This is a genomic window from Mesorhizobium sp. M0037 (genome assembly GCF_040323635.1).
Lineage (GTDB): Bacteria > Pseudomonadota > Alphaproteobacteria > Rhizobiales > Rhizobiaceae > Mesorhizobium.
In genome coordinates this window covers 261037-279803 of the sequence record NZ_JAMYVB010000001.1, presented here as the reverse complement: position 1 = coordinate 279803, position 18767 = coordinate 261037, and the positions used below count along the sequence as shown (strand labels likewise).

The 18767-nt window shown below is 59.1% G+C and carries 19 protein-coding genes and 1 tRNA gene; 9 read left to right on the top strand and 11 right to left on the bottom strand.

Annotated features, from left to right (window positions below; genetic code table 11):
• Window positions 1-36 precede the first annotated feature (36 nt).
• The 3 genes from NKJ78_RS01365 to NKJ78_RS01355 form a co-directional block, all read right to left on the bottom strand.
• Window positions 37-1143, bottom strand: coding sequence for a hypothetical protein (locus tag NKJ78_RS01365; protein WP_352562312.1), 1107 nt, complete (start codon window positions 1141-1143; stop codon window positions 37-39).
• Between the two features lie 144 nt (window positions 1144-1287).
• A complete protein-coding gene (locus tag NKJ78_RS01360) occupies window positions 1288-1599 on the bottom strand; it encodes a hypothetical protein (protein ID WP_352562311.1) in 312 nt (103 codons plus the stop codon).
• Window positions 1600-1663: 64 nt separating this feature from the next.
• On the bottom strand, window positions 1664-2191 hold the full coding sequence (locus tag NKJ78_RS01355) for a hypothetical protein (RefSeq protein WP_352562310.1): 528 nt from the start codon (window positions 2189-2191) through the stop codon (window positions 1664-1666).
• Window positions 2192-2334: 143 nt separating this feature from the next.
• Here NKJ78_RS01355 and NKJ78_RS01350 point away from each other — a divergent pair, with 143 nt between their 5' ends.
• The 5 genes from NKJ78_RS01350 (at window position 2335) to NKJ78_RS01330 (ending at window position 6151) form a co-directional block, all read left to right on the top strand.
• Window positions 2335-2625 (top strand): hypothetical protein, encoded by a 291-nt coding sequence (locus NKJ78_RS01350; protein ID WP_352562309.1) that lies wholly within the window; start codon window positions 2335-2337, stop codon window positions 2623-2625.
• A 263-nt stretch (window positions 2626-2888) separates the two neighbouring features.
• A complete protein-coding gene (locus NKJ78_RS01345; protein ID WP_352562308.1) occupies window positions 2889-3857 on the top strand; it encodes a PriCT-2 domain-containing protein in 969 nt (322 codons plus the stop codon).
• Window positions 3854-5527 carry a DNA primase family protein gene (locus NKJ78_RS01340; protein WP_352562307.1) on the top strand — a complete coding sequence of 558 codons (1674 nt, stop codon included), beginning with the start codon at window positions 3854-3856 and terminating at the stop codon, window positions 5525-5527. Before NKJ78_RS01345 ends, NKJ78_RS01340 begins: the two co-directional genes overlap by 4 nt.
• Before the next feature lie 245 nt (window positions 5528-5772).
• A complete protein-coding gene (locus NKJ78_RS01335) occupies window positions 5773-5970 on the top strand; it encodes a hypothetical protein (protein WP_352562306.1) in 198 nt (65 codons plus the stop codon).
• 4 nt (window positions 5971-5974) lie between these two features.
• Window positions 5975-6151: a hypothetical protein gene (locus NKJ78_RS01330; RefSeq protein WP_352562305.1), complete on the top strand. Its 177-nt coding sequence runs from the start codon at window positions 5975-5977 to the stop codon at window positions 6149-6151.
• A 542-nt stretch (window positions 6152-6693) separates the two neighbouring features.
• Here NKJ78_RS01330 and NKJ78_RS01325 read toward each other — a convergent pair.
• The gene (locus NKJ78_RS01325) at window positions 6694-6981 is read right to left on the bottom strand and encodes a hypothetical protein (RefSeq protein WP_352562304.1); all 288 of its coding nucleotides are present in this window, start codon (window positions 6979-6981) and stop codon (window positions 6694-6696) included.
• Window positions 6982-7246: 265 nt separating this feature from the next.
• Here NKJ78_RS01325 and NKJ78_RS01320 point away from each other — a divergent pair, with 265 nt between their 5' ends.
• The gene (locus NKJ78_RS01320; RefSeq protein ID WP_352562303.1) at window positions 7247-7636 is read left to right on the top strand and encodes a hypothetical protein; all 390 of its coding nucleotides are present in this window, start codon (window positions 7247-7249) and stop codon (window positions 7634-7636) included.
• 1640 nt (window positions 7637-9276) lie between these two features.
• Here NKJ78_RS01320 and NKJ78_RS01315 read toward each other — a convergent pair.
• The 5 genes from NKJ78_RS01315 to NKJ78_RS01295 all read right to left on the bottom strand — a co-directional run bounded on the left by NKJ78_RS01315 (window position 9277) and on the right by NKJ78_RS01295 (window position 13112).
• Entirely contained in the window at window positions 9277-9834 is a 558-nt protein-coding gene (locus tag NKJ78_RS01315; protein ID WP_352562302.1) for a hypothetical protein, read from the bottom strand.
• A 343-nt stretch (window positions 9835-10177) separates the two neighbouring features.
• Window positions 10178-10528 carry a sunset domain-containing protein gene (locus NKJ78_RS01310; protein WP_352562301.1) on the bottom strand — a complete coding sequence of 117 codons (351 nt, stop codon included), beginning with the start codon at window positions 10526-10528 and terminating at the stop codon, window positions 10178-10180.
• Between the two features lie 118 nt (window positions 10529-10646).
• Window positions 10647-11144 carry a toll/interleukin-1 receptor domain-containing protein gene (locus NKJ78_RS01305; RefSeq protein ID WP_352562300.1) on the bottom strand — a complete coding sequence of 166 codons (498 nt, stop codon included), beginning with the start codon at window positions 11142-11144 and terminating at the stop codon, window positions 10647-10649.
• 377 nt (window positions 11145-11521) lie between these two features.
• On the bottom strand, window positions 11522-11653 hold the full coding sequence (locus tag NKJ78_RS01300; protein ID WP_352562299.1) for a hypothetical protein: 132 nt from the start codon (window positions 11651-11653) through the stop codon (window positions 11522-11524).
• A gap of 271 nt (window positions 11654-11924) precedes the next feature.
• Window positions 11925-13112: a tyrosine-type recombinase/integrase gene (locus NKJ78_RS01295; RefSeq protein ID WP_352562298.1), complete on the bottom strand. Its 1188-nt coding sequence runs from the start codon at window positions 13110-13112 to the stop codon at window positions 11925-11927.
• A gap of 187 nt (window positions 13113-13299) precedes the next feature.
• Between NKJ78_RS01295 and NKJ78_RS01290 the strand changes: the two genes are divergently transcribed.
• A complete protein-coding gene (locus NKJ78_RS01290) occupies window positions 13300-14730 on the top strand; it encodes an MFS transporter (RefSeq protein ID WP_352562297.1) in 1431 nt (476 codons plus the stop codon).
• A 216-nt stretch (window positions 14731-14946) separates the two neighbouring features.
• On the opposite strand, the gene NKJ78_RS01285 is transcribed toward NKJ78_RS01290, so the two are convergent.
• Together NKJ78_RS01285 and NKJ78_RS01280 are read right to left on the bottom strand one after the other, a co-directional pair.
• Window positions 14947-15657, bottom strand: coding sequence for an RlmE family RNA methyltransferase (locus tag NKJ78_RS01285; protein WP_023682432.1), 711 nt, complete (start codon window positions 15655-15657; stop codon window positions 14947-14949).
• Window positions 15658-15904: 247 nt separating this feature from the next.
• Window positions 15905-17248: a Ppx/GppA phosphatase family protein gene (locus NKJ78_RS01280; RefSeq protein ID WP_352460100.1), complete on the bottom strand. Its 1344-nt coding sequence runs from the start codon at window positions 17246-17248 to the stop codon at window positions 15905-15907.
• A 349-nt stretch (window positions 17249-17597) separates the two neighbouring features.
• Here NKJ78_RS01280 and NKJ78_RS01275 point away from each other — a divergent pair, with 349 nt between their 5' ends.
• Together NKJ78_RS01275 and NKJ78_RS01270 are read left to right on the top strand one after the other, a co-directional pair.
• Complete coding sequence (locus NKJ78_RS01275; protein ID WP_352460099.1) at window positions 17598-18545, top strand: lysylphosphatidylglycerol synthase domain-containing protein; 948 nt, start codon at window positions 17598-17600, stop codon at window positions 18543-18545.
• A gap of 147 nt (window positions 18546-18692) precedes the next feature.
• Window positions 18693-18766 (top strand) — tRNA-Gln (locus NKJ78_RS01270).
• Window position 18767: the final 1 nt, after the last annotated feature.

The window sequence follows — 18767 nt, the reverse complement described above, 5'->3', positions numbered from 1 at the left end:
CTGGCGCGACCCTTCGTGTTTGCAACGGCAGCAAAACTAGCCACGGTCTACAACTGTCTTGAAGTCAATAATATCGTTGTCCGTCAGGGTCAGGAGCCTAGACTCAAGGCCGAGTTCCGAGCCTAGTAAGCGACACAAATCCAACAGCCTTGCCAGTGTTAGAAAGCCAAAATCTAGAGCGTCATCGTGCCGGGGGCGTTCCATAAACCGCCTCAGTTCCTCGTCGTCGCGCCGAAACGAGAAACCGGCAGGAGTACCCGTCTCAATCTCTCTCATTTTTTGCATATCATCGTACAGCGGGAATACTACTCGACGAATTGATCCGAAAATCCCCGAATCCTTCCGAAAATAAATGCCATCACCTGTCACCGGATTGGTAGTCCCCAAGCAATGAAGGGCAACCGCACGGTAAGTAGACATTCTTCGCAAAAGAAGATCACCACTTGCCTCCTCGAACATTGAGCTAGCGAGCAAAGTCGAAAACTCGGAATCAGACTTGCCCAAAATTTTGGTTTTCAGCTTCTTGGTGTCAAACGTTCCAACTCCGCCGAGCAATAGTCTAAACGCAATGGAGTTAACAGCGTCCCTAAGAGAGAAAAGGCTGTCCAAAAGTGCGCTGAACTCCAGACCAATATTCTGCGAATGTTTGTTCCTGAAAAGGATCGACCTATCATTCTCTTCAAAATCCAAAAAGTGCGAATAAGACGAGAACAACTTTTCAAAGCGCCGATGAGCGACTCGCATTTGAGTACGCAGACGCCGGACCATTCCTTCCTCATCGTACTTGCCATTTTCGTTGAAAACGTTGCCAACTCCGGACCAATAGATCTGCTGAGTACTGGTCAAATATTCCCTATCCTTGACCGCAAACAGAACGAATTGGTCAGCAATTGGATCGTTTAGATCTCTGTCACTGAAGGACATACTATGGGCTAGAACGCGGATGTTTTTATAATCGAACAGAACGGAGCCGATTTTGCTGTCGCCAAGTTTGAACGAAGCCACGCGATGCGGACTCACCGTGAGCAACCGGCAACTACGCTCCGCGTCCACAATCAACCTCATTCCACCACTTAGCCAGAAGACCTGGGCTGGCGGAGTGAGCAGATGGCGCCTATCGGCAGACTCCGTTTTGGCTTGCATCTTTCATGTACGCTCCAACTAACCAAGCGGACCTTATAACCTGCGGTGCCGGTTTTGGTAGTGCGGCGCTGGCGACTTCGTCTTCTCTCCGGTCCAGATTGCTCGACACATCCCGTGATTCGAACTGGACATCCTGCCCCACGCTCACGCCCTTGCCCCTGTGGCACGTTCGCGGATCAGCATCAGGCACATTCTCACCAGTACTGCCGCCTGCGCACGCATAGTGCCCTCGGCAGGCAAATCGGGAATGATGTCGAGCAGATCATCGTATGTACGCTGCGGGTCCTCCAGACAGCTGCCATCCGCGCAATCAGCGCCGCAGATCATGCGAACGGTGCGCCCTAGTTGCCAAGCGGCCAAGTCTGCATCGGCCTGCTCGTCGGAGACAGGCACAGGGGTGCCCCAACAATCAGGGTTGGCAAGCATTGTTGCTGCTAGCGTTGCGTGCTGCTGCATGGAGGATATATCCTTTTGGTTTCAGTGGGGTACGCATTTCATTGCGGTATTGCCTTTGATGCTGTCAAGGGTGCCGCGTCGTGACCGATAAGGTATGCGTTTCTGTCACCTCGACACGCGCACGACGCGGCCAGTACTTGTGAACCAAGGTTGTCGGGCCGACCGTGATCAGTTCGAGTTCGAGGGGCAGGCCGTGCAACTCGTGCGATGCGGCGTAGACGTGTCCAATCCCTGTGGCAGCGAGGAGATGATGCAGGCGGCATTCCGCGTCGAACCCGACATGAGGATCAGCGTCCCAGAGATGGAGCGTGTCACCGATCAGCGCGCCTTGCAGATGCGGTGGTGCGTCCGTCAGCATAAATGTGAGGTAGACATACGGCCCGGCCTTTATTGCGCGTCCTGGCGTGTCTTGCATTAGCCGGCGCCCGCTATCGATCAGCGTCGCCGCGTATCGGCCTGATGGGATATGTGGCCGGTCGGGTTTCGCATAATCCGGTTTGAATATGGTGCCGGGTTCAGGTGCGGAAGGCGCTGGGATGTCCTGCCACACGAGGCCGAGGTCGGCGAATCTGGTGGGTGGCAACTGGTTCACAGTATATCCTTTACGGTATAGTCTCATTTAGTTGGGTGCTAAAAATAACGCAACGATCACCCCTTGATCAATACGTTAAAATGCAATAACGTCATTGTCAATTGTGATCTTCGTTTCCGATTGTATTTGCGAAAGGCAACACAATGACTGAAATTCTTAGACCAACCTTCGTCTCGCAGGTGGGCGCCGATATGAGCGCACATATGCGCCAACTGGCCTTCATGAGGCGCATTCCGATCACCGAAATGTCCCAGCAATCGAATGTGCCCTATCCGCGTTTCAGGTATTGGATGCACAACCCGGGCGTCGTTCCGAACGGCGACGATTTCGCCAAGCTAGTCGCCTATTTCATGCCGGAATATAAGGTTATGCCTGCTGTCGTGGTGCCGGTTGCGGCCGCACCATCAGTTGAGCCGACCGCCCAAGTCGCCTAGTATGAACCCGCGCCTAACAGCGCCCGAGACCCGCTTCACTCGTCAACGCGGCGTGCCCCTGCGGCATGCAAACCCTGCCTTGATGGCGCATTTGCGGGGACGCGAGAAATGAGCACCGACACATAACCGCCTGTCAAAACGACAACGCCCCCACTCGTGAAAGCAGGGGCGTCAAACGTGATCGGTCAGATTCAGGGAACAACGCACCCCGAATATATTGCACCCGTCACAGAATGTCAACGCACAGTGACAGGTCCAAATTTATGTATAACCCTAAATATAACCTCGCTCTACAGGCGTTAATACTGTTGGGCGCGTCGGGGCATATTGTCGCCGATGCGAAAGATAAGCGCCCTATGTTTCCGCGTAGTGCGGGCTGGATCGAACCAGAGCATCAATGTGATGCGGAGACGGCCGTTGACGCATGGGAGAAGTGGGGCGACCTCGCTCGAGGCGTCGGCGCTATCATGGGCACAACCCTGCTGACGTTCGACTTCGATCCGTTCGAGCGCGCCGCAACGTATGACGAAGAACTGAACGCGAAGCGCAAGCTGTGGCGCGCAGCGACGGGCAACGCACTGCTTCGCCTCACATTCGGCGAACGGTCACGCAGCGGCCGAGGTGCGCATTTCTTCGTGAGGGTTACGAAAAGCTTCGCTGATCGGCGTGGCGTGCGCATTCTCAAAAAGCTGTATGCCATCGACGTGCTATCAGGCCCGTCGAGATATTGCGATGTCACGGGCGACAGACTTAACGACCTGCCACCGTTTGATGACGATGGCGACGGCTTCGTTGAATACGTGCTGGCAGGCATCGAGAAGCAGCACCCCGAGGAATGCCACACAAGCGAAGGCGAGAACGTTCCGGGCACCTACCCGATAGCGTGCTTGGCGGAACTGCTGACGTATATCCGCCTCGACCCCGAATACTACAAAGGATGGGTCGATGTCGGCATGGCGCTTTGCACAGAGACAAACGGATCGAACGCAGGGTTGCGCCTATGGGATGAATGGTCGCGTGCCACAGGCGGTGCGAAATACACCGGTATCGATGCCCTTGCGCGAAAATGGCAGGGGTTCAAATGCCCCGGTAAATTGGGCGTCGGTTCTATCGTCTACATGGCACAGCAAGGGGGCGCCAACATCGCGCAGATCAGGTTGAAACACTCGCCTGTAGCAAACGTCGTGATCCCCGATGGGTGGGCAACGAAGCGCGGAGGGGCAACGTCGTGAGCGCTGTTGAACAGTACATCAAGAATTCACGCGCCTTGGGTTATGCCGACACAGCGAGCATTGCCGCGCTCATTGAAGCAGGGTTCGAGCGCGTTACCATCGACGCAGCGCTGATACGTGTGAACATGAACGGGCACGCGCACGAGATGCCTGGCGATATCAGCGTTGCTGCACAGCAGGCCGCGCAGCGTGCTGCAGCGGAAGAGGCCGCCCGCATCGTGCTCAATCGCGCAGCGCCAATGGAAAGCGCCCGCGAGTTCGTAAAGCGACAGTGCACAGCGGGCAGCGCGATCACGCTTAAATACTGGCGCCGAATATTCTATTTCTGGAACGGGTCGTACTACAAGCTCGTGGACGACAAATCGGTCAGGCAGGCGATTTGGGAATTTCTCGACTCGGCAAAGGTCAAGGAAATCGACAAGCAGACAGGCGTGACAGTTTATTCGCCGTTTAACCCGACATCGAACGCCGTTGACAACGTCGTGGATGCGCTGACAGCGCTTGTTGGCGTGAACGCTGCAATTGCCGCGCCTGCATGGTTGACGGCAACGTCACCCGTCACGGAGGGACGCGATTATATTCCGTTCAAGAACGGGCTGTACCATCATTCGACATCGACCTGCTTGGCGTGCAACCCGCATTTTTTCAATACTGGCGCGACCGACGTCCACTTCGATGCTGCCGACACAGGGTGCCCGAACTGGATGGCATTCGTGCGTGAGGTATGGCCCGACGATCAGCAGTCGATAGACACGCTGCAAGAGATCATGGGTTACTTGCTGACCTCGGACACGTCGATGCAAAAGATCTTTATGTTCAATGGCCCAGGTCGCGCGGGCAAGGGCACGATTTTGCGAATGATCGGCCACCTGTGCGGGGCATCAAATGTCGAGGCGCTATCGCTCGACATGTTGGCGCAACCGTTCGGCATGGAAGAACTGCTCGACGCAACAGTCGCCGTCGTCGGCGACGCGAAAATCAGCAAGCACACAGACTCGGGCGTGATCGCCGAGCGCCTCAAAGGCGTGTCGGGCGAGGACGTTGTTCCGGTGCAGCGCAAGTACAAAGGCAAGGTGACAGCTAAGCTGAACACCCGCTTTGTGATTTCATCGAACGGCCTGCTCGGCATCACCGACAACTCGGGCGTGCTGCCCTCGCGTATCATCATGATGCGGTTCAAGATCTCATTTCTCGGACGCGAAGAGCGCACACTGTTCGACCTGAAACTGCGACCCGAGGCGACCGGCGTGCTGAATTGGGCGTTGACAGGTTTGCGACGTTTGATGGCGCGCGGGAATTTCATCCAGCCTGAGACGTCGAAAGATAGCATAGAGACGATGCAGCTTCTCGGGTCACCCGAGATCAATTTCGTCAACGAATTTTGCCACAGGGGCGGTACAGCGCTCGAGGTGCGAAAGGACGAGCTTTATGCGGCATGGCATCGTTGGTGCCTGCAAAACAACTGGAAACCTGGCACCAAGGAAATGTTCAGTAAGAACCTGCTGTCGGCGTTTTCGGGGCAAATCGACAAGGCGCGGATAAAGGATGTCGAAGAATCAGCGAAGCAGGGGAAGCTTGTACAGTATCAGGCATACCTCGGAATAGCGTTGAATGACGACCAAATTTCGGCGAGGCGCACTGAGTTTCCCCTCATCCAGACAGCAAAATAGTAGCTCGTTGCAGCGTTGCAGGGGCGTTGCACGGTGCAACGACAATTGTTAGTTCCCTATCTTCGTCTGTGATGAGACATACCTTTTCATTTTACCCCTGCAACACAATGCAACACCTTGCAACATATGCGTTTCGCCGAAACCGAACCCCTGCAAAACCCCTGCAACGCCTCGCAATAGTCGATCTCGACGCCGAAACAGTACGAAGTGACGCGCCAACTCCCCTGTGGCATAAGGAACTGGATATGAGCGCCCGCAAGCCCAATCCGTATCAAGAGCGATGCCGCATCCATGTGTTGGAATGGGCGAAAGGCAACGCGTACCACGAACCGATCAACGATGAGTGCTGCCCGGATGGCAGCTGCTGCAATCCTGAGCTCTTCGAGAAGGACGCCGCAAAGCGCTGGCAGCAGTATCACGAGATGTATGGCCGCGAGAACTGACGCCGTGGACAAGGACGCTGACAAGGAAGCAAACAAGCTGCTCCACACGCTGGACGAGGCGACGCAGTTTGCAAAGGACTCCCACCTGCCGGATCAACTAAAGGACGAAATCGCTAAGAAGCTGCGCGACACTCACGCGGTGATATCGCGCTGGTTGTCGAACGCGCATAGACTCAACTGAGGCACGACCGCCACCCTGTGGCAAGTACGCGTCTTATGACCAAACCTTATGACTATGGCGCTCGATCGCCTCAACCCCACCAAACGCGCCGGTCTACATGTTTGCGACAAACAATGGCGGCCCCTCAATCAAGTCGAAGCGCCCCGGGGCGAGCGACCTCGACGCGACGACTGACGCGAAACCGACCGCAATCCGACCGCAGGGCGTCAGCACGTGGGGTCGCCGCGTTCGATGCGACATGACATACCCCCCTACCCTTTAGTTTGCTGACCGCGCTGCCTTTCGTGGTGCGACCTGTCAAAGGCCCCACCGAAAAATGGCGAAAAGACCGAACAGGCCGACGGGCACCGAACCGACAACCCAGTTCATCGATGGCGCCCAAGACGCCGCAGGGTGATTGCCGTCTCGGACCCAGTGCGCTGAGCCCCAACCGCCAAGATATGCCATCAGCCATGCGGCGATTACCAACACGCCACCCATAAAGTCGGCCCAATTCATTGTGCTGCCCTCCCCCATTGCTAGCGACAATACCATCGGTCAGTCTAACTGGCGTCGCGCGCCTTTGCATAGGCGTTGCCGATGCGCTTGGCGTCGAGCGTCGAATAGTCAGGCGAGTAAATCAAATCCACGTTGCGGCCTTGGCACTCGCTGCACTTCATCCGGGGCAGCAGGTCGTCGCGCATGGCAGGCGTGTCGGGGCCAAGCGTGTCGCGCAGGCGCACAAGGTCCAGCTCCTGCTTGTGGCCGCAGCCGGTCCTGAGGCAGTGCGCCGTCACCAGCATGCCGTCAGCGATCAGCGATCGGAAGGTGTGACCCACGAGGGTGAACATATCGGGAACCCCGGATGCGAGCAATGGGGTGCGCGCCGCCCGTACTGGGTACCAGGGCGCGCGGCAGCGTTGTTCAACGTGCAACGATGACCCTACGCGCTAACGGGCGCTGCTAGGGTCGCTAGGTGGGTCCACCTAGCAAGACAAAGCAGGCGCTAGTCAGGCGGCAATTTTGGTATGAATCCGTACAGTAGTTTTTGATTGAAGAGAGGAGTTCGGCGGGCCTATTAATTCGGCGTTTACCATTGCTTTCGGGAGGGATGCGATGGTTGCAACACCCATAGAAATCGCTCGAGCGGCCACTGCGAAAGCGGCCAGCCTGCTGATGTGGCAGAAGTCCATGGCGGACCCCCCTGGATTTCGCCGGGACATGGACAAATCGCGCCTGGCCATCCGAGCCTCTCGCGAACTGCTGAAGCGCCTTCGTCATCGTTATAGCGACGATGTGGCGCGAGGCTGGGAAGATGCCGACCCCGCACCTGTTGCCGTCTCCGCTTTTCAGGCCGACATCCTCCGCTCTGCATTCCGAGCCATAGTCAAGGAAAGGGGCGTGCCTGAGTGTCAATGGCGCGATCTGGCCGAGGCCCTGGTCCATGATTTGACCGAGTGCGAGAGGATCGAACCTGCCTTGGTGGATTGGATCGTCAGCAAGTAGCACCGCCCGCGAAATGGCGCGCTGTCAGCGCCCATTGAACGATATCGAGTTGGCGCGCGCCCTCGCATGGAAGTCAGAGACGCCGCTGCAATCCGCGATCATGAGCGGGCGTGCGTGCAAGCAGTTTGGCTTCCCGGACCAGTGACGACCAGCTAGGCCCTACGAACATTATCAGTTCACGGGCTTGAGCCTCGCTAATTCCACCCTCTTTGACCACGACCAATGTCTCCGGCCTGGTTGCCGTCTGCTTGCCAGCCTGGTTCACTCGCGAACCCTCCTAGGCGCCTAACTCAGGTAAGATGAAGAAGGTTCCCCGCGCGTGATTCAGTGTCTGAAAGCGTACCGAAAGTAGTACCCGGCCTAGAAATGGCCGGTGCAGTTGGGCATGCTTGCGGGGGGTTAACCGCACCGGCCACTGCGGGAAGACAGGAGGCCCCCCGCACTGCCTAAGATATAGGCATATTAGGAACCGAGCAAATTATCCCGCATTGCCACCTTGAAGGCTCAACCGCGAAGCCAACTTAATTCCGGGAGTATGGGCGGATTGGTGAAAGCGATGTCGAACCCCGGTAGCGGTGAGTATCTTTGGGCTTTGGACCTTGCCGACCTGCGCAAGGAGTTTGGAAACTTCGTTCAAGAGCACGGGACAACACCCCTTGAGTGGGACGAGCACACCAAGCTGTTCCTTGAAGAACGAAGGGAACGCCGCCGGGAGCCGGACTCTCTCCAGGGGAATGGTTAGTGCTGCACGGCGTTCATGATGGCGGCACAGGCACCAAGGCCAGTGAGGCTGTACATGGTTGGCCTGTCCTTGGCGAAGCCTCAAGGGACAGATAGTTCCTTAGCCTTCTCCGCAACCAGAAGATCCGCATCCCCCTGCGCTGTGCTTTTTTCTATACTCGCCCCTGCGCGAACGCGATACGATCGACGCCATTGTTCGTTGCAAACAGATCGAACCCTTTAAGCGCGCGGGTTTGCGGCGTCGGTCATAAGTACCACCCCTAAAACCGACGCGAGAAACATGCCACAGGGCGTCAAAGGGTGCGCGTCATGCCCCCTGTGGCAACCGCCTCTATCTATGACCCCATCTATGACCGATGTCCGCGAACCCGCGCGACACTGTTTGCATTGCACAGATTGGCGTCCTAGCGCCCTGTCTCTAATGCGCCAAATCCGCTTGAAGTCTGGAAGTCTTGTGAAAATATGCAAAAGGAAGCACAATGAGACAGACAGGTCTTCGTCACGGGAGGACAAACATGCTTACCCGAGTCTTGGCTGTTGCGCTGTATGCCGTACTTACCTGCCAGCCCGCGTCAGCAGGGCCAAGCCCAGCCATCCCCGTGCCAGTTGAGGGCGGGCTTATGGAGTCCAAACCGCTCCAATGCACTCAATGCGATCAGAATTTCTGGGCAGCCCAACGGAAATGTTCAGCTAAAGCCGAGCAGGACGCAAGAGACGCCTGTGAACGTGATGCCGCCACGACAGGCGCCGCATGTCGTAAAACGTGTCAGATGGGGGAAATCTACAATGACCCCGCAACGCGTTGACTTTGCTTTAGCGCGCTCGCCGCAATCGAAAGTCGTTCCCCACGCTTGTCAGGGTTCTTCCTGCTGGGACCACGCATTGTACAAGCCACTAGGCTAAAACTGTTTCTCAGTCGCCTTGCAATATCCTTTATAATCGACCCCCGACTGGCTGTCCTCTAAGCTGCCTGTCAATTCACCGTTGTATCTATCTATTGTTATGTTCACGGTAAGCTCGGAAGTCTTTCGAAGAAGAGTTATCGAAGCATCGTCGGCGAAAGCGCGAAAGCTGCGACCAGCTCTATATAAATTTACAATTGCACTTCCATCAGACAAGTTTATCGCAAAAGCGGCATCGTCACGCAGGGAGTGTCCTTGGCACGGGTCCCAATAGTGAATTGAGTCAATAACTGCTGAGCAGCGATATTGTATGTCACACTGCAGAGATAACGTTTTAGAGGCTTCGGCCTGTTCGGGCGGCTCGGATTCTGCGTTTTCCGATTTAGATTTGAATTTCTTCAGATAATCATCAAGCGAGCTATCTCCCGATGAACCAAGTATACTTGATGAAACACTTGGAAGGGACGATGAAACAAGCACTGCGAAGGCAATAAAGAGGAGCTTCGTCTTCTCCCTCATTCTTGATGAGAGCGCTGACTTAACGGCGACGGACATCAAAATGGCGCCACGACCCCCAAGCGGCGCATAAGATCCACAATGACGCATGTTGGAAGATCCCTTCATCGTCCTTGCAAGAGAAACATACCGTCTGGCCTACCGGTGAGAAAGTCAAGGCTCAGGCCGCATAGACGGGCGCCCTGTTGCCTGAGCCAGCCCAGTTTCGGGCGCTGTTGTACCCCCCAAGAAATCCCGCAACGCACATAGCTTGACGCGGTCGATGAACCACGACTTAACCGACTGTGTCCCCGACCGCTTTATTCAGTCACACTTTTTGGACCTGCCGGCGCCCGAGCGGCTGCTAGAACTGTAGGACGGAGGTTCAACCTGACATCGACGGTTACACCTTTGACTTCCGCCAGCCGGCCCACCACGCGTCCCATTGAGAGCAGAACCAGCGTTCGCCTTTTGCCGGGTTGACGACCGTCTCGTTGTAATAGCGCTGACCGGGCATGTGATAGATGCGCTCCCCTGTCGTGACGCTGATATTACCCTTGATGTTGCATCCACTTGGTACGGACGCCCTGGAATCTCCCTGCCGATGCACAGTCGGTAGCGGGTGCAGTTCGCCCTGCGGGATGAAGTAGCTGGTAGCGGCAACACCGCACAACAGGACCGGGATTAGCGCCCGCTGCTCTAGCAACGAACGCCTGCGCCTAGGCCGAGAAGTCTTTTTCCCACGGACGCCCATACCCCTCTCCCCTCGGGGAGATTGCGACTAACGTACGTCCGAGTCCAGACGGATGATGCTCGGCACAGAAGCTCGCCAAACCTACGCAAAGGTCCGTGACGATCGCTGACATACCTTGCTACAACGAAGGCGCGACCAGTTCGGCGAGCTTGGCCGCCACTTCTGCCATCGAATTTTCCCCCGTGCTTAGGCCGTTTCGCGAGGCCAGCAAGGGACTGACGTTTCGAAGAGCCTCGTAAGTCGTGTTATGAATAATGGGCACGAGTTGGTCAGTCGCGAGAAGCGCCGAAAGCTCGCGGTCTGCAACGCCGCCTGTCGGAAGGCGAAGTAGCAGCGCGGGAGTCACCAGGACGATCCCGACGCGCGACTTTGCCAATCCCCTGTCAATTTCGCGGAGGTACGACGATCCAAGAGGAATGTCCTTTTCGCTAAACCAGACGGAGACGTTGAGCGCTTTGAGCAGGTTGTAAAGTTCCGTTGCATCTTCCTGTCGGTCCGCCCACGCATGACATAGGAACACATCGCGAAGATCGGGTGCAACAGGAAGCTCCGCTCGCTTCTCGACGGTTTCGCGGATCGGCGTGAGTGCCCGCACCTCGGCAATCGTGTACGCCACAGACGAACCAGATCGGGACCATCTTGGCCTTGCGCTGCTGCTGGACCCGCCGCCGCTACTCCGGCTGACCCCGCCGCCGCCGAAAGAGGGGTAGGACGGTCGCGAGTACGAACCGTAGCTGCTGCCGTATCCGCCACCGTAGCCGCCGCGGCCACCGCATTGAGGGCATTCCGCTCGACCGCTCGCAGTGCGATGGCCTCGTCTTGGTGCTGTGCATCTTGCCATGGTGTTCCCCCTCAATACCGGCACTTGTCACACGGCGCGGTCAGCAAACGCAAGGTAAAAGGGTAAACGTTGTGCAGTACTCGTGGGCGAACGCACTGACGGGGCAAGTATGGGAACCTGCCTGCACGTTTCGCGTCAGTCGTACTTCGACATCACTCGCCCGGTTCAGGGGGTTTGTGCCACCACCATTTGACGAAGCGAGCAATCGCGATGAAACCGGCGACAACGCCGAATAGGCTAGCGACAAGCGTGAGCGCCTGTCCAAGGTCGAGGGTGATTATCATGGGAGCGTTCCTTTCAAGACAGATCTCGCCATTGAGAAAAGTTCTAAAAGGAACAGCTAAGATAGGCGCAGGGCCGCGGCGCGGTGTCAACAATGAAATTAGAGTGATCCCGGAAACTGTGGGAAACACCGTTGCACAGGCGCTAGATCGCGGATCGGCGCCGCCCCCGTTGAACACAAACAGATCGATCCCTGCCGGTGCGCGGCGGTTTCGGCGTCAGTCATAAGACGCACCCCTAAATAAACTACCCGGGGCCGGTGAAAGTTGCGCGTCATGCCCCTGTGGCAATGTACGTTGCCCACTGGTCGTGCATCACCCTGCGCTCGTCCAAACGGTCGTCGCGGTCGTAGGCCCTGCTTACTTCTGTTCCCGTCAGGTGCCCGAGGCAACGCTGCGCCATATCGTCAGAGAACTTGCCGACTTTCGTTGCCCATCCGATGAATGAGGTGCGAAAGCCGTGCGGTTTGAACCCGTCGTTGATCAGCGAAGCAAAGATGTGCTGGGAGATCGGGCGGCCTTTTCGCTGGCCGGGGAACACGAGCGTATCCGGATCGCGGTTGGTGCCAATCGACAGTAGCAGGGCACGCGCGGCCTCGCTGATCGGAATGCGATGATCGGTGCGTGTCTTGTAGCGTGCCTTCGGAATCGTCCACAGGGTCAAGTCGGCGTCGAACTCGCGCCAGGTGACCTCCCGTACCTCGCGCTGACGCGTCGCAGTGAGAATGCAGAACAGCAGCGCCCTCCCCGGCACGGTGCCAAGCTCGCCCAACCCTTTCGCAAACGCCGGTACGTCGGCAAACGGCATGGCCGCATGATGTTTCGTCTCGTGTGCCCTGTCGTGTAGGACGTGCCGTACCGCTTCGATACGCGCCGGGTTGAGGCGTTCGGGGCAGATGCCGCTCACCATGGCGTAGTCCATCACGCGCTCGATAAACGACCGCAGGTAAGGGCCTGTCGGCGTGTCCCACGTTTCGCGGATAGCGTCGCAAACGTCGTTGGTCGTGATGTCGGCGCAAAGCTTCGCACCAAACGTCACGAGATGGTTCCGCAGATATCCCTTGTACTTGGTCGTGATATCGTAGGTCCAACCGCGTTCCTTTGCGGAAATGAACTGTGCCGCGACGCCTGCAAAAAGGCCTGTCACCTTGGCAACTTCGGCCACGACATTCGCCGCCTTCGCTGCCTCTCGCGCTGCCTCACGGAGTACAATCGGATCGCCCCCTGTGGCACGTACCTTTCGCGCCGCCTCGGCATGCTCCCGCGCGTCAGCAAGGCCGACGCTTGGATATGCGCCCAACCCCATCTCTCGACGTTTGCCTTCGAAGGAATAGATATAGATCCACGACCTGCTCGTCCCCTGCACCCGCAGGTAAAGGCCGTCCCCATCGCTGTGCACCCCGTTCGCGATCTTCGCACGCTTCAACCACGTATCTGTGAGTTTCTTTGTCGCCCGCGCCATGACATATCGTCCCTTCAAACATCAACTTATGAATGCCATGTTTAGGTCACTGCAACTTATGAAACAAGGCGTGGCCCTAAAATGCTTTCATAACACGCGTCAGTGTTCGGCGATGTGCGGACAATGTGCGCAAATGTGCACCCGCAACCCGCAAAGCCTTGGGCTTCAACGGATTGAGACGGAATAAATGTCCCCTAATGTGCGCACCACGCCTCTGATTTTGGCGGTCGCCTTGTTCATGGAAAACATGGATTCGACCGTCATCGCGACATCGCTGCCGGCGATTGCCGTCGACATCCACACCAGCCCGATCGCGCTCAAGCTGGCGCTGACCGCCTATCTGGTGGCGCTGGCGATCTTCATTCCGATCAGCGGCTGGATGGCCGACCGGTTCGGCGCAAAGACCATTTTTCGCGCCGCGATCGGCGTCTTCATCGTCGGCTCGGTCTGCTGCGCCATCTCCAATTCACTGCCGGCCTTTGTCGTCTCGCGCTTCCTGCAAGGCATAGGCGGCGCCATGATGACGCCGGTCGGCAGGCTGGTCCTGGTGCGCGCGACGCCGAAGAGCGAGCTGGTCGCGGCCATGTCGTGGCTGACGGTGCCGGCGCTGGTCGGCCCGCTTGTGGGACCACCGATCGGCGGCTTCATCACCACCTATTTCACCTGGCATTGGATCTTTCTGATCAACGTGCCGATCGGCCTGGTCGGCATCTGGCTGGCGACGCGCTTCCTGCCGCGAACCGACTCGATGGAGACGCCGCCGCTCGATTTCGTCGGTTTCGTACTGAGCGGGCTGGCGGCCTCCGGCGTCATCTTCGGCCTGTCGGTGGTCAGCTTGCCCTATCTGCCGCCGGCGACCGGCCTCATCACCGTGGCGGTCGGGCTGATTTCCGGCGTGCTCTATCTCCTGCATGCGCGGCGCGCCAAGAACCCGCTGCTGGCGCTGGAACTGTTCCGCAACCCGGTGTTCCGCTCCTCGGTGCTCGGCGGCTCGCTGTTTCGCATCGGCATCGGGGCGGTGCCGTTCCTGTTGCCCCTCATGTTCCAGATCGGCTTCGGGCTGACGCCGTTCCAGTCGGGCATGATCACCTTCGTCTCGGCCATCGGCGCCATTGGCATGAAGTTCGTCACCGCGCTGATCTTCCGGCTCGCCGGCTTCCGCCGGGTGCTGATCTGGGGCTCGCTGATCGCCGCCGCATCGATCGCCATATACGGCCTGTTCACGCCGGAGACGCCTTACGCGCTGATGCTGGCGATATTGCTGGTCGGCGGCTTCATCCGCTCGATGTTCTTCACCGGCGTCAATGCGCTCTCCTACGCCGAAGTGTCGGCCGAGGACACCAGCAAGGCAACGCCGATCACGGCGGTGTTCCAGCAGTTGTCGATCGCGCTCGGCGTGGCGCTGGCCGGCGGCATCCTGGAAGTCTCGACCTCGATCCATGGCGGCCCGCTGATGCTCGGCGATTTCCACATTGCCTTCTTCATCGTGGCGGCAGTGTCAGCGGCGGCGTCGGTATCGTTCATGCGGCTGGCGCCGGATGCCGGCAACGCCGTGTCGGGTCATGGCCGGATGACGACGCCGAAGACACTGGAGCCGGTGAGCACGGCTGGGAAGTAAGGGGCGGCGCGACGAAAATCGTCGACGTCGGCGATCCTTCACACCCCCCTCTGGCCTGCCGGCCATCTCCCCCGCAAGGGGGGAGATCGGATATCACGCGGCTTTCGCCAATCTTGCAACTTTGAAGGAATGGCGAGGCGGTCGCAGCTGCCAATCTCCCCCCTTGCGGGCGAGATGTCCGGCAGGACAGAGGGACGGAACGCTACGAAGCGTCTTTCACGCCGTGCCGTCTCTGCCCTTAAAATCCTTCGCCAGCAGATACAACTCCACCGACTCATCGCGCGACGCCGGCGGCTTGACGTGATGCACTGAGCGGAAGTTCTTCTTGAGCATCGACAGCAGCTCGTTCTCGGCGCCGCCCTGAAACGTCTTGGCCAGAAAGTGCCCGCCCGGCTTCAGCACCGACAGCGCGAAATCGGCGGCCACTTCGCACAGATGCATGGTGCGGATGTGGTCGGTTCGCTTGTGGCCGGTGGTCGGCGCCGCCATGTCGGACAGCACGATATCGGGGTCGCCGCCCAGCGCTTCGGCGAGCTTTTGCGGCGCCTCGGGGTTAAGGAAGTCCATCAGCAGCACCGGCGCGCCCGGTACCGCATCCATTTCGAGATAGTCGATGCCGATGACATGTGGATTATCAGCCGTCGATTTCGTCCTCGCGGCCGCCACCTGGCACCAGCCGCCGGGGGCCGCACCGAGATCGATGACCTTCATGCCGGGTTTCAGCAGATGATGCTTGTCATCGATCTCGATCAGCTTGTAGGCCGCGCGCGAGCGATAGCCGTCGGCCTTGGAGCGCTGGACATAGGGATCATTGATGTGGCGTTGCAGCCAGCGGCGCGACGATTCTTTCAGGCCCGACTTCTTCTTGATCCGCGTCTTGAGGACACGAATGCTGGCGGAGCCCGGCTTTTCCGGCTTCTTTGTCATGACTTATTTTCTTGTTTGAGTTTTTGCACTCGCCGAGTTGCCGCCGTTTTTCGGCGGCTTCGCGTTTCGCGAAGGGCTTCCCCCACTCCGTCGCCGCTTCGCCGCGCCACCTCTCCCCCCTCCGGAGGGAGAGGAAAGGCGCTGGTCTGCATAAGTTCGCGCCCTTCCTCTACCCCGTCGATCGGGGTAGAGGTGTCGAGCTAAGCTCGACGGAGTGGGGGTCGACCGTTCACCAAAGCAATGCGGATCATGCTCGGCCCCGCCCACTGTTGCGCCAGACGCCGTCATCGGCCATCAGCTCGCTCAAAATCCCTTCGCGTAAGCCCCGGTCGGCGACGCGCAGGCGCTCCGACGGCCATACCGCGCGGATGGCTTCGAGTATAGCACAGCCGGCCAGCACAAGATCGGCACGGTCGGCGCCGATGCACGGGTTGGCGCAGCGCTGCTGGAAATCCCAGCCGACCAGTTTTTCGACCATGCGGTCGACGCTGTCGCGGTCCATCCACAGCCCGTCGACGCGGCGCCGGTCGTAGCGTTCGAGGTCGAGATGGACGCCGGCCAGCGTCGTCACCGTGCCGGATGTGCCCAGCAGATGGAATTTCGGGCTGGCCAGCACGTGGCTCAACCGGTTGCGGCCATCAAAGGATTTTAGCCGCACCGCGACGTCGTCGACCATGGCGGCAAAGATCTCGCGCGTCACCGTGCGGCCGCCAAAACGCTCGGCCAGCGAGACAACGCCGACCGGCAGCGACGTCCACGACACGATGTGGTTGGCAAGCCGCGGCGAGCGCTGGCCGGTGAGGTCGATCAGCGCGATTTCGGACGAGCCGCCGCCAATGTCGAACAGCACCACGCCTTGCGTGTCGCGCTCGACCAGCGAGCCGCAGCCGGATACAGCAAGCCGCGCCTCGGTCTGGCGGTCGATGATTTCCAACTTCAACCCCGCCTCTCGTTCGACGCGCTGCAGGAATTCGACGCCATTGTCGGCGGTGCGGCAGGCCTCGGTGGCGATCAGCCGGGCTTTCCTGATCTTGCGGTTGCGCAATTTGTCGCCGCAGATCTTCAGAGCCTCGACGGCGCGGTCCATCGCCGCCTGGCTCAGGTGCCCATTCGCCGTCAGCCCCTCGCCCAGCCTGACGATGCGCGAGAAGGCGTCGATGACGCGGAACTGGCCATGGCGCTGCGGCACCGCGACCAAAAGCCGGCAATTGTTGGTGCCGAGATCGAGCGCGGCAAACACCGGCAGTTCCTGCATCGGCGGACGATGCATTGGCTGTTCCGGTCGGGATTGTGGCGCCGAGGGCAAAGGCACCGGCGCTGGAGCGGCCGGGCCGACTGAGGCCGGCGCACTAACCGCTTCGGCCGTTGCGAGAGGGCTGTCGTCGCGCGCAAAAACCTTGCGCCCACGCCGGCGCTTGCGCCGCTTTCTCGCCTTGCCTCGCTGATGCTGGGCTTCGCCGGCCTGTCCGTTACCGGACTGAGGCCCCGCCTGGCGGGGCCGCCCGGCGGATGGGCTTGGCCCGCCTGACGGCGGCGAAGCCCTGGACACGCCCACTTCCGGCGCGCCAGCGCCGGTGTCGTGGTCTTCCACTTCAGTTCCTTCCGGCGCCGCGCGAACCGGAAAACCGGACGCAGCAGGCGCTTAAAAATTTTAAGTTGCCGCCAGAGTAGCAGCGCCGGACCGGATCACCAAGAGCAAGGGGCCAAATTTTGCCGGCTGCGTCCTGCCAGATCCCCGCTGCTTTGCAGCGTCCCGGCGTTCGCTAGCCTTTCATCTTGCCACTGGCACGACGAATTCGCCGTTGGCGAACCGGCTGCTCACCCTTGCCGGTTGAATAGCCGGCTTCAATGAGGCATTTCTGAAATGAGGGGGAATTGGTGAATCGCGGACGTTTTAACGCCCGCCTGGGCGATGGGCAGCAACACATGACGACAACTCCATGAATTGGGGGGCCACGAATTGGAAGCGCTATCTGTGGCCGGTCATCGGTGTCGCGGCGGTCATCGGGTCGCTGTTGTTGCTGTGGCATGAACTGCGCGGCATCTCGATCGACGATGTCTGGGACGGCATATCCGCCATCCCGACGCGCGGCTGGATGCTTGCGGCACTGAGCTCGGTGGTCGCCTATGCCTCGCTCGCCGGCTACGACCACATCGCGCTCTTGCATATCGGCAGACGAGTGTCGTGGCTGTTCGTCACCTTCTGCTCCTTCACCACCTACGCGCTGTCGCACAATATCGGCGGCTCGGTGTTTTCGGGCGCCGTGATCCGCTACCGCGCCTACGGCACCAGGGGGCTGACCGGCCAGGATGTCGGCATTCTGGTGGCGATCTGCTGGATCACCTTCGTGCTCTCCAGCATTCTGGTCGGCGGCCTGGTGCTGGTTTTCGAGCCTGCGATCATCGACCGCTTTTCCGGCGCCCCGCACCACGGCCTGGCGATCGCCGCCGGCATCGCTTTGCTGATCCTGGTCGGCGCCTACATCTTCGGCAGTTGGCTGCATCTGAAGCCGCTGAAAATCGCCGGCTTCCAGCTGCACTATCCGGCGCTGCCGATCGTGGCGCGGCAATTGCTGATCGGCCCGATCGAGCTTCTGGCAGCAGCGGCGATCATCTTCTTTGCCCTGCCCGTTGCCGGCAATCCCGGCTGTTTCGCTATCCTCGGCGTGTTCCTGGTGTCGTTCTCGGTAGCGCAGATCTCGCACGCGCCGGGCGGGCTCGGCGTGTTCGAGGTCGTGTTCCTCGCCGGCCTGTCTGATATGGACCCGGTCGGCGTGCTGGCGGCACTTCTGGTGTTCCGGCTGTTCTACCTGATCATCCCGTTGCTGATCGCGCTCGGCGTGGTGCTGTTCTTCGAACATTCGCAATACAGCCGGACGGAGAGCTGAGGATCATTGGGTGCGGCGCGCCACCCGGGCGTAATTGCCCCTATGAAACGCTGTGATTGAAACGCAGCTTAGGCTTGACTATTTTCCGGCGCCGGCTACAAGGCACGCGCGGCTGCTTCGGCGGCCCACCAGCGCGACAGCGCCTGCTGGGGAATAGGTTAACGGTAGACCCACGGACTCTGACTCCGTTAGTCCTGGTTCGAATCCAGGTTCCCCAGCCAA

Excerpts from the sequence above, each read along its gene's own strand:
- NKJ78_RS01290 (WP_352562297.1), top strand. The coding sequence starts at position 13,300 with ATGTCCCCTAATGTGCGCACCACGCCTCTGATTTTGGCGGTCGCCTTG.
- NKJ78_RS01350 (WP_352562309.1), top strand. The coding sequence starts at position 2,335 with ATGACTGAAATTCTTAGACCAACCTTCGTCTCGCAGGTGGGCGCCGAT.
- NKJ78_RS01295 (WP_352562298.1), bottom strand. The coding sequence starts at position 13,112 with ATGGCGCGGGCGACAAAGAAACTCACAGATACGTGGTTGAAGCGTGCG.
- NKJ78_RS01310 (WP_352562301.1), bottom strand. The coding sequence starts at position 10,528 with ATGGGCGTCCGTGGGAAAAAGACTTCTCGGCCTAGGCGCAGGCGTTCG.
- NKJ78_RS01285 (WP_023682432.1), bottom strand. The coding sequence starts at position 15,657 with ATGACAAAGAAGCCGGAAAAGCCGGGCTCCGCCAGCATTCGTGTCCTC.
- NKJ78_RS01360 (WP_352562311.1), bottom strand. The coding sequence starts at position 1,599 with ATGCAGCAGCACGCAACGCTAGCAGCAACAATGCTTGCCAACCCTGAT.
- NKJ78_RS01335 (WP_352562306.1), top strand. The coding sequence starts at position 5,773 with ATGAGCGCCCGCAAGCCCAATCCGTATCAAGAGCGATGCCGCATCCAT.
- NKJ78_RS01315 (WP_352562302.1), bottom strand. The coding sequence starts at position 9,834 with ATGTCCGTCGCCGTTAAGTCAGCGCTCTCATCAAGAATGAGGGAGAAG.
- NKJ78_RS01300 (WP_352562299.1), bottom strand. The coding sequence starts at position 11,653 with ATGATAATCACCCTCGACCTTGGACAGGCGCTCACGCTTGTCGCTAGC.
- NKJ78_RS01320 (WP_352562303.1), top strand. The coding sequence starts at position 7,247 with ATGGTTGCAACACCCATAGAAATCGCTCGAGCGGCCACTGCGAAAGCG.
- NKJ78_RS01275 (WP_352460099.1), top strand. The coding sequence starts at position 17,598 with ATGAATTGGGGGGCCACGAATTGGAAGCGCTATCTGTGGCCGGTCATC.
- NKJ78_RS01365 (WP_352562312.1), bottom strand. The coding sequence starts at position 1,143 with ATGCAAGCCAAAACGGAGTCTGCCGATAGGCGCCATCTGCTCACTCCG.
- NKJ78_RS01345 (WP_352562308.1), top strand. The coding sequence starts at position 2,889 with ATGTATAACCCTAAATATAACCTCGCTCTACAGGCGTTAATACTGTTG.
- NKJ78_RS01325 (WP_352562304.1), bottom strand. The coding sequence starts at position 6,981 with ATGTTCACCCTCGTGGGTCACACCTTCCGATCGCTGATCGCTGACGGC.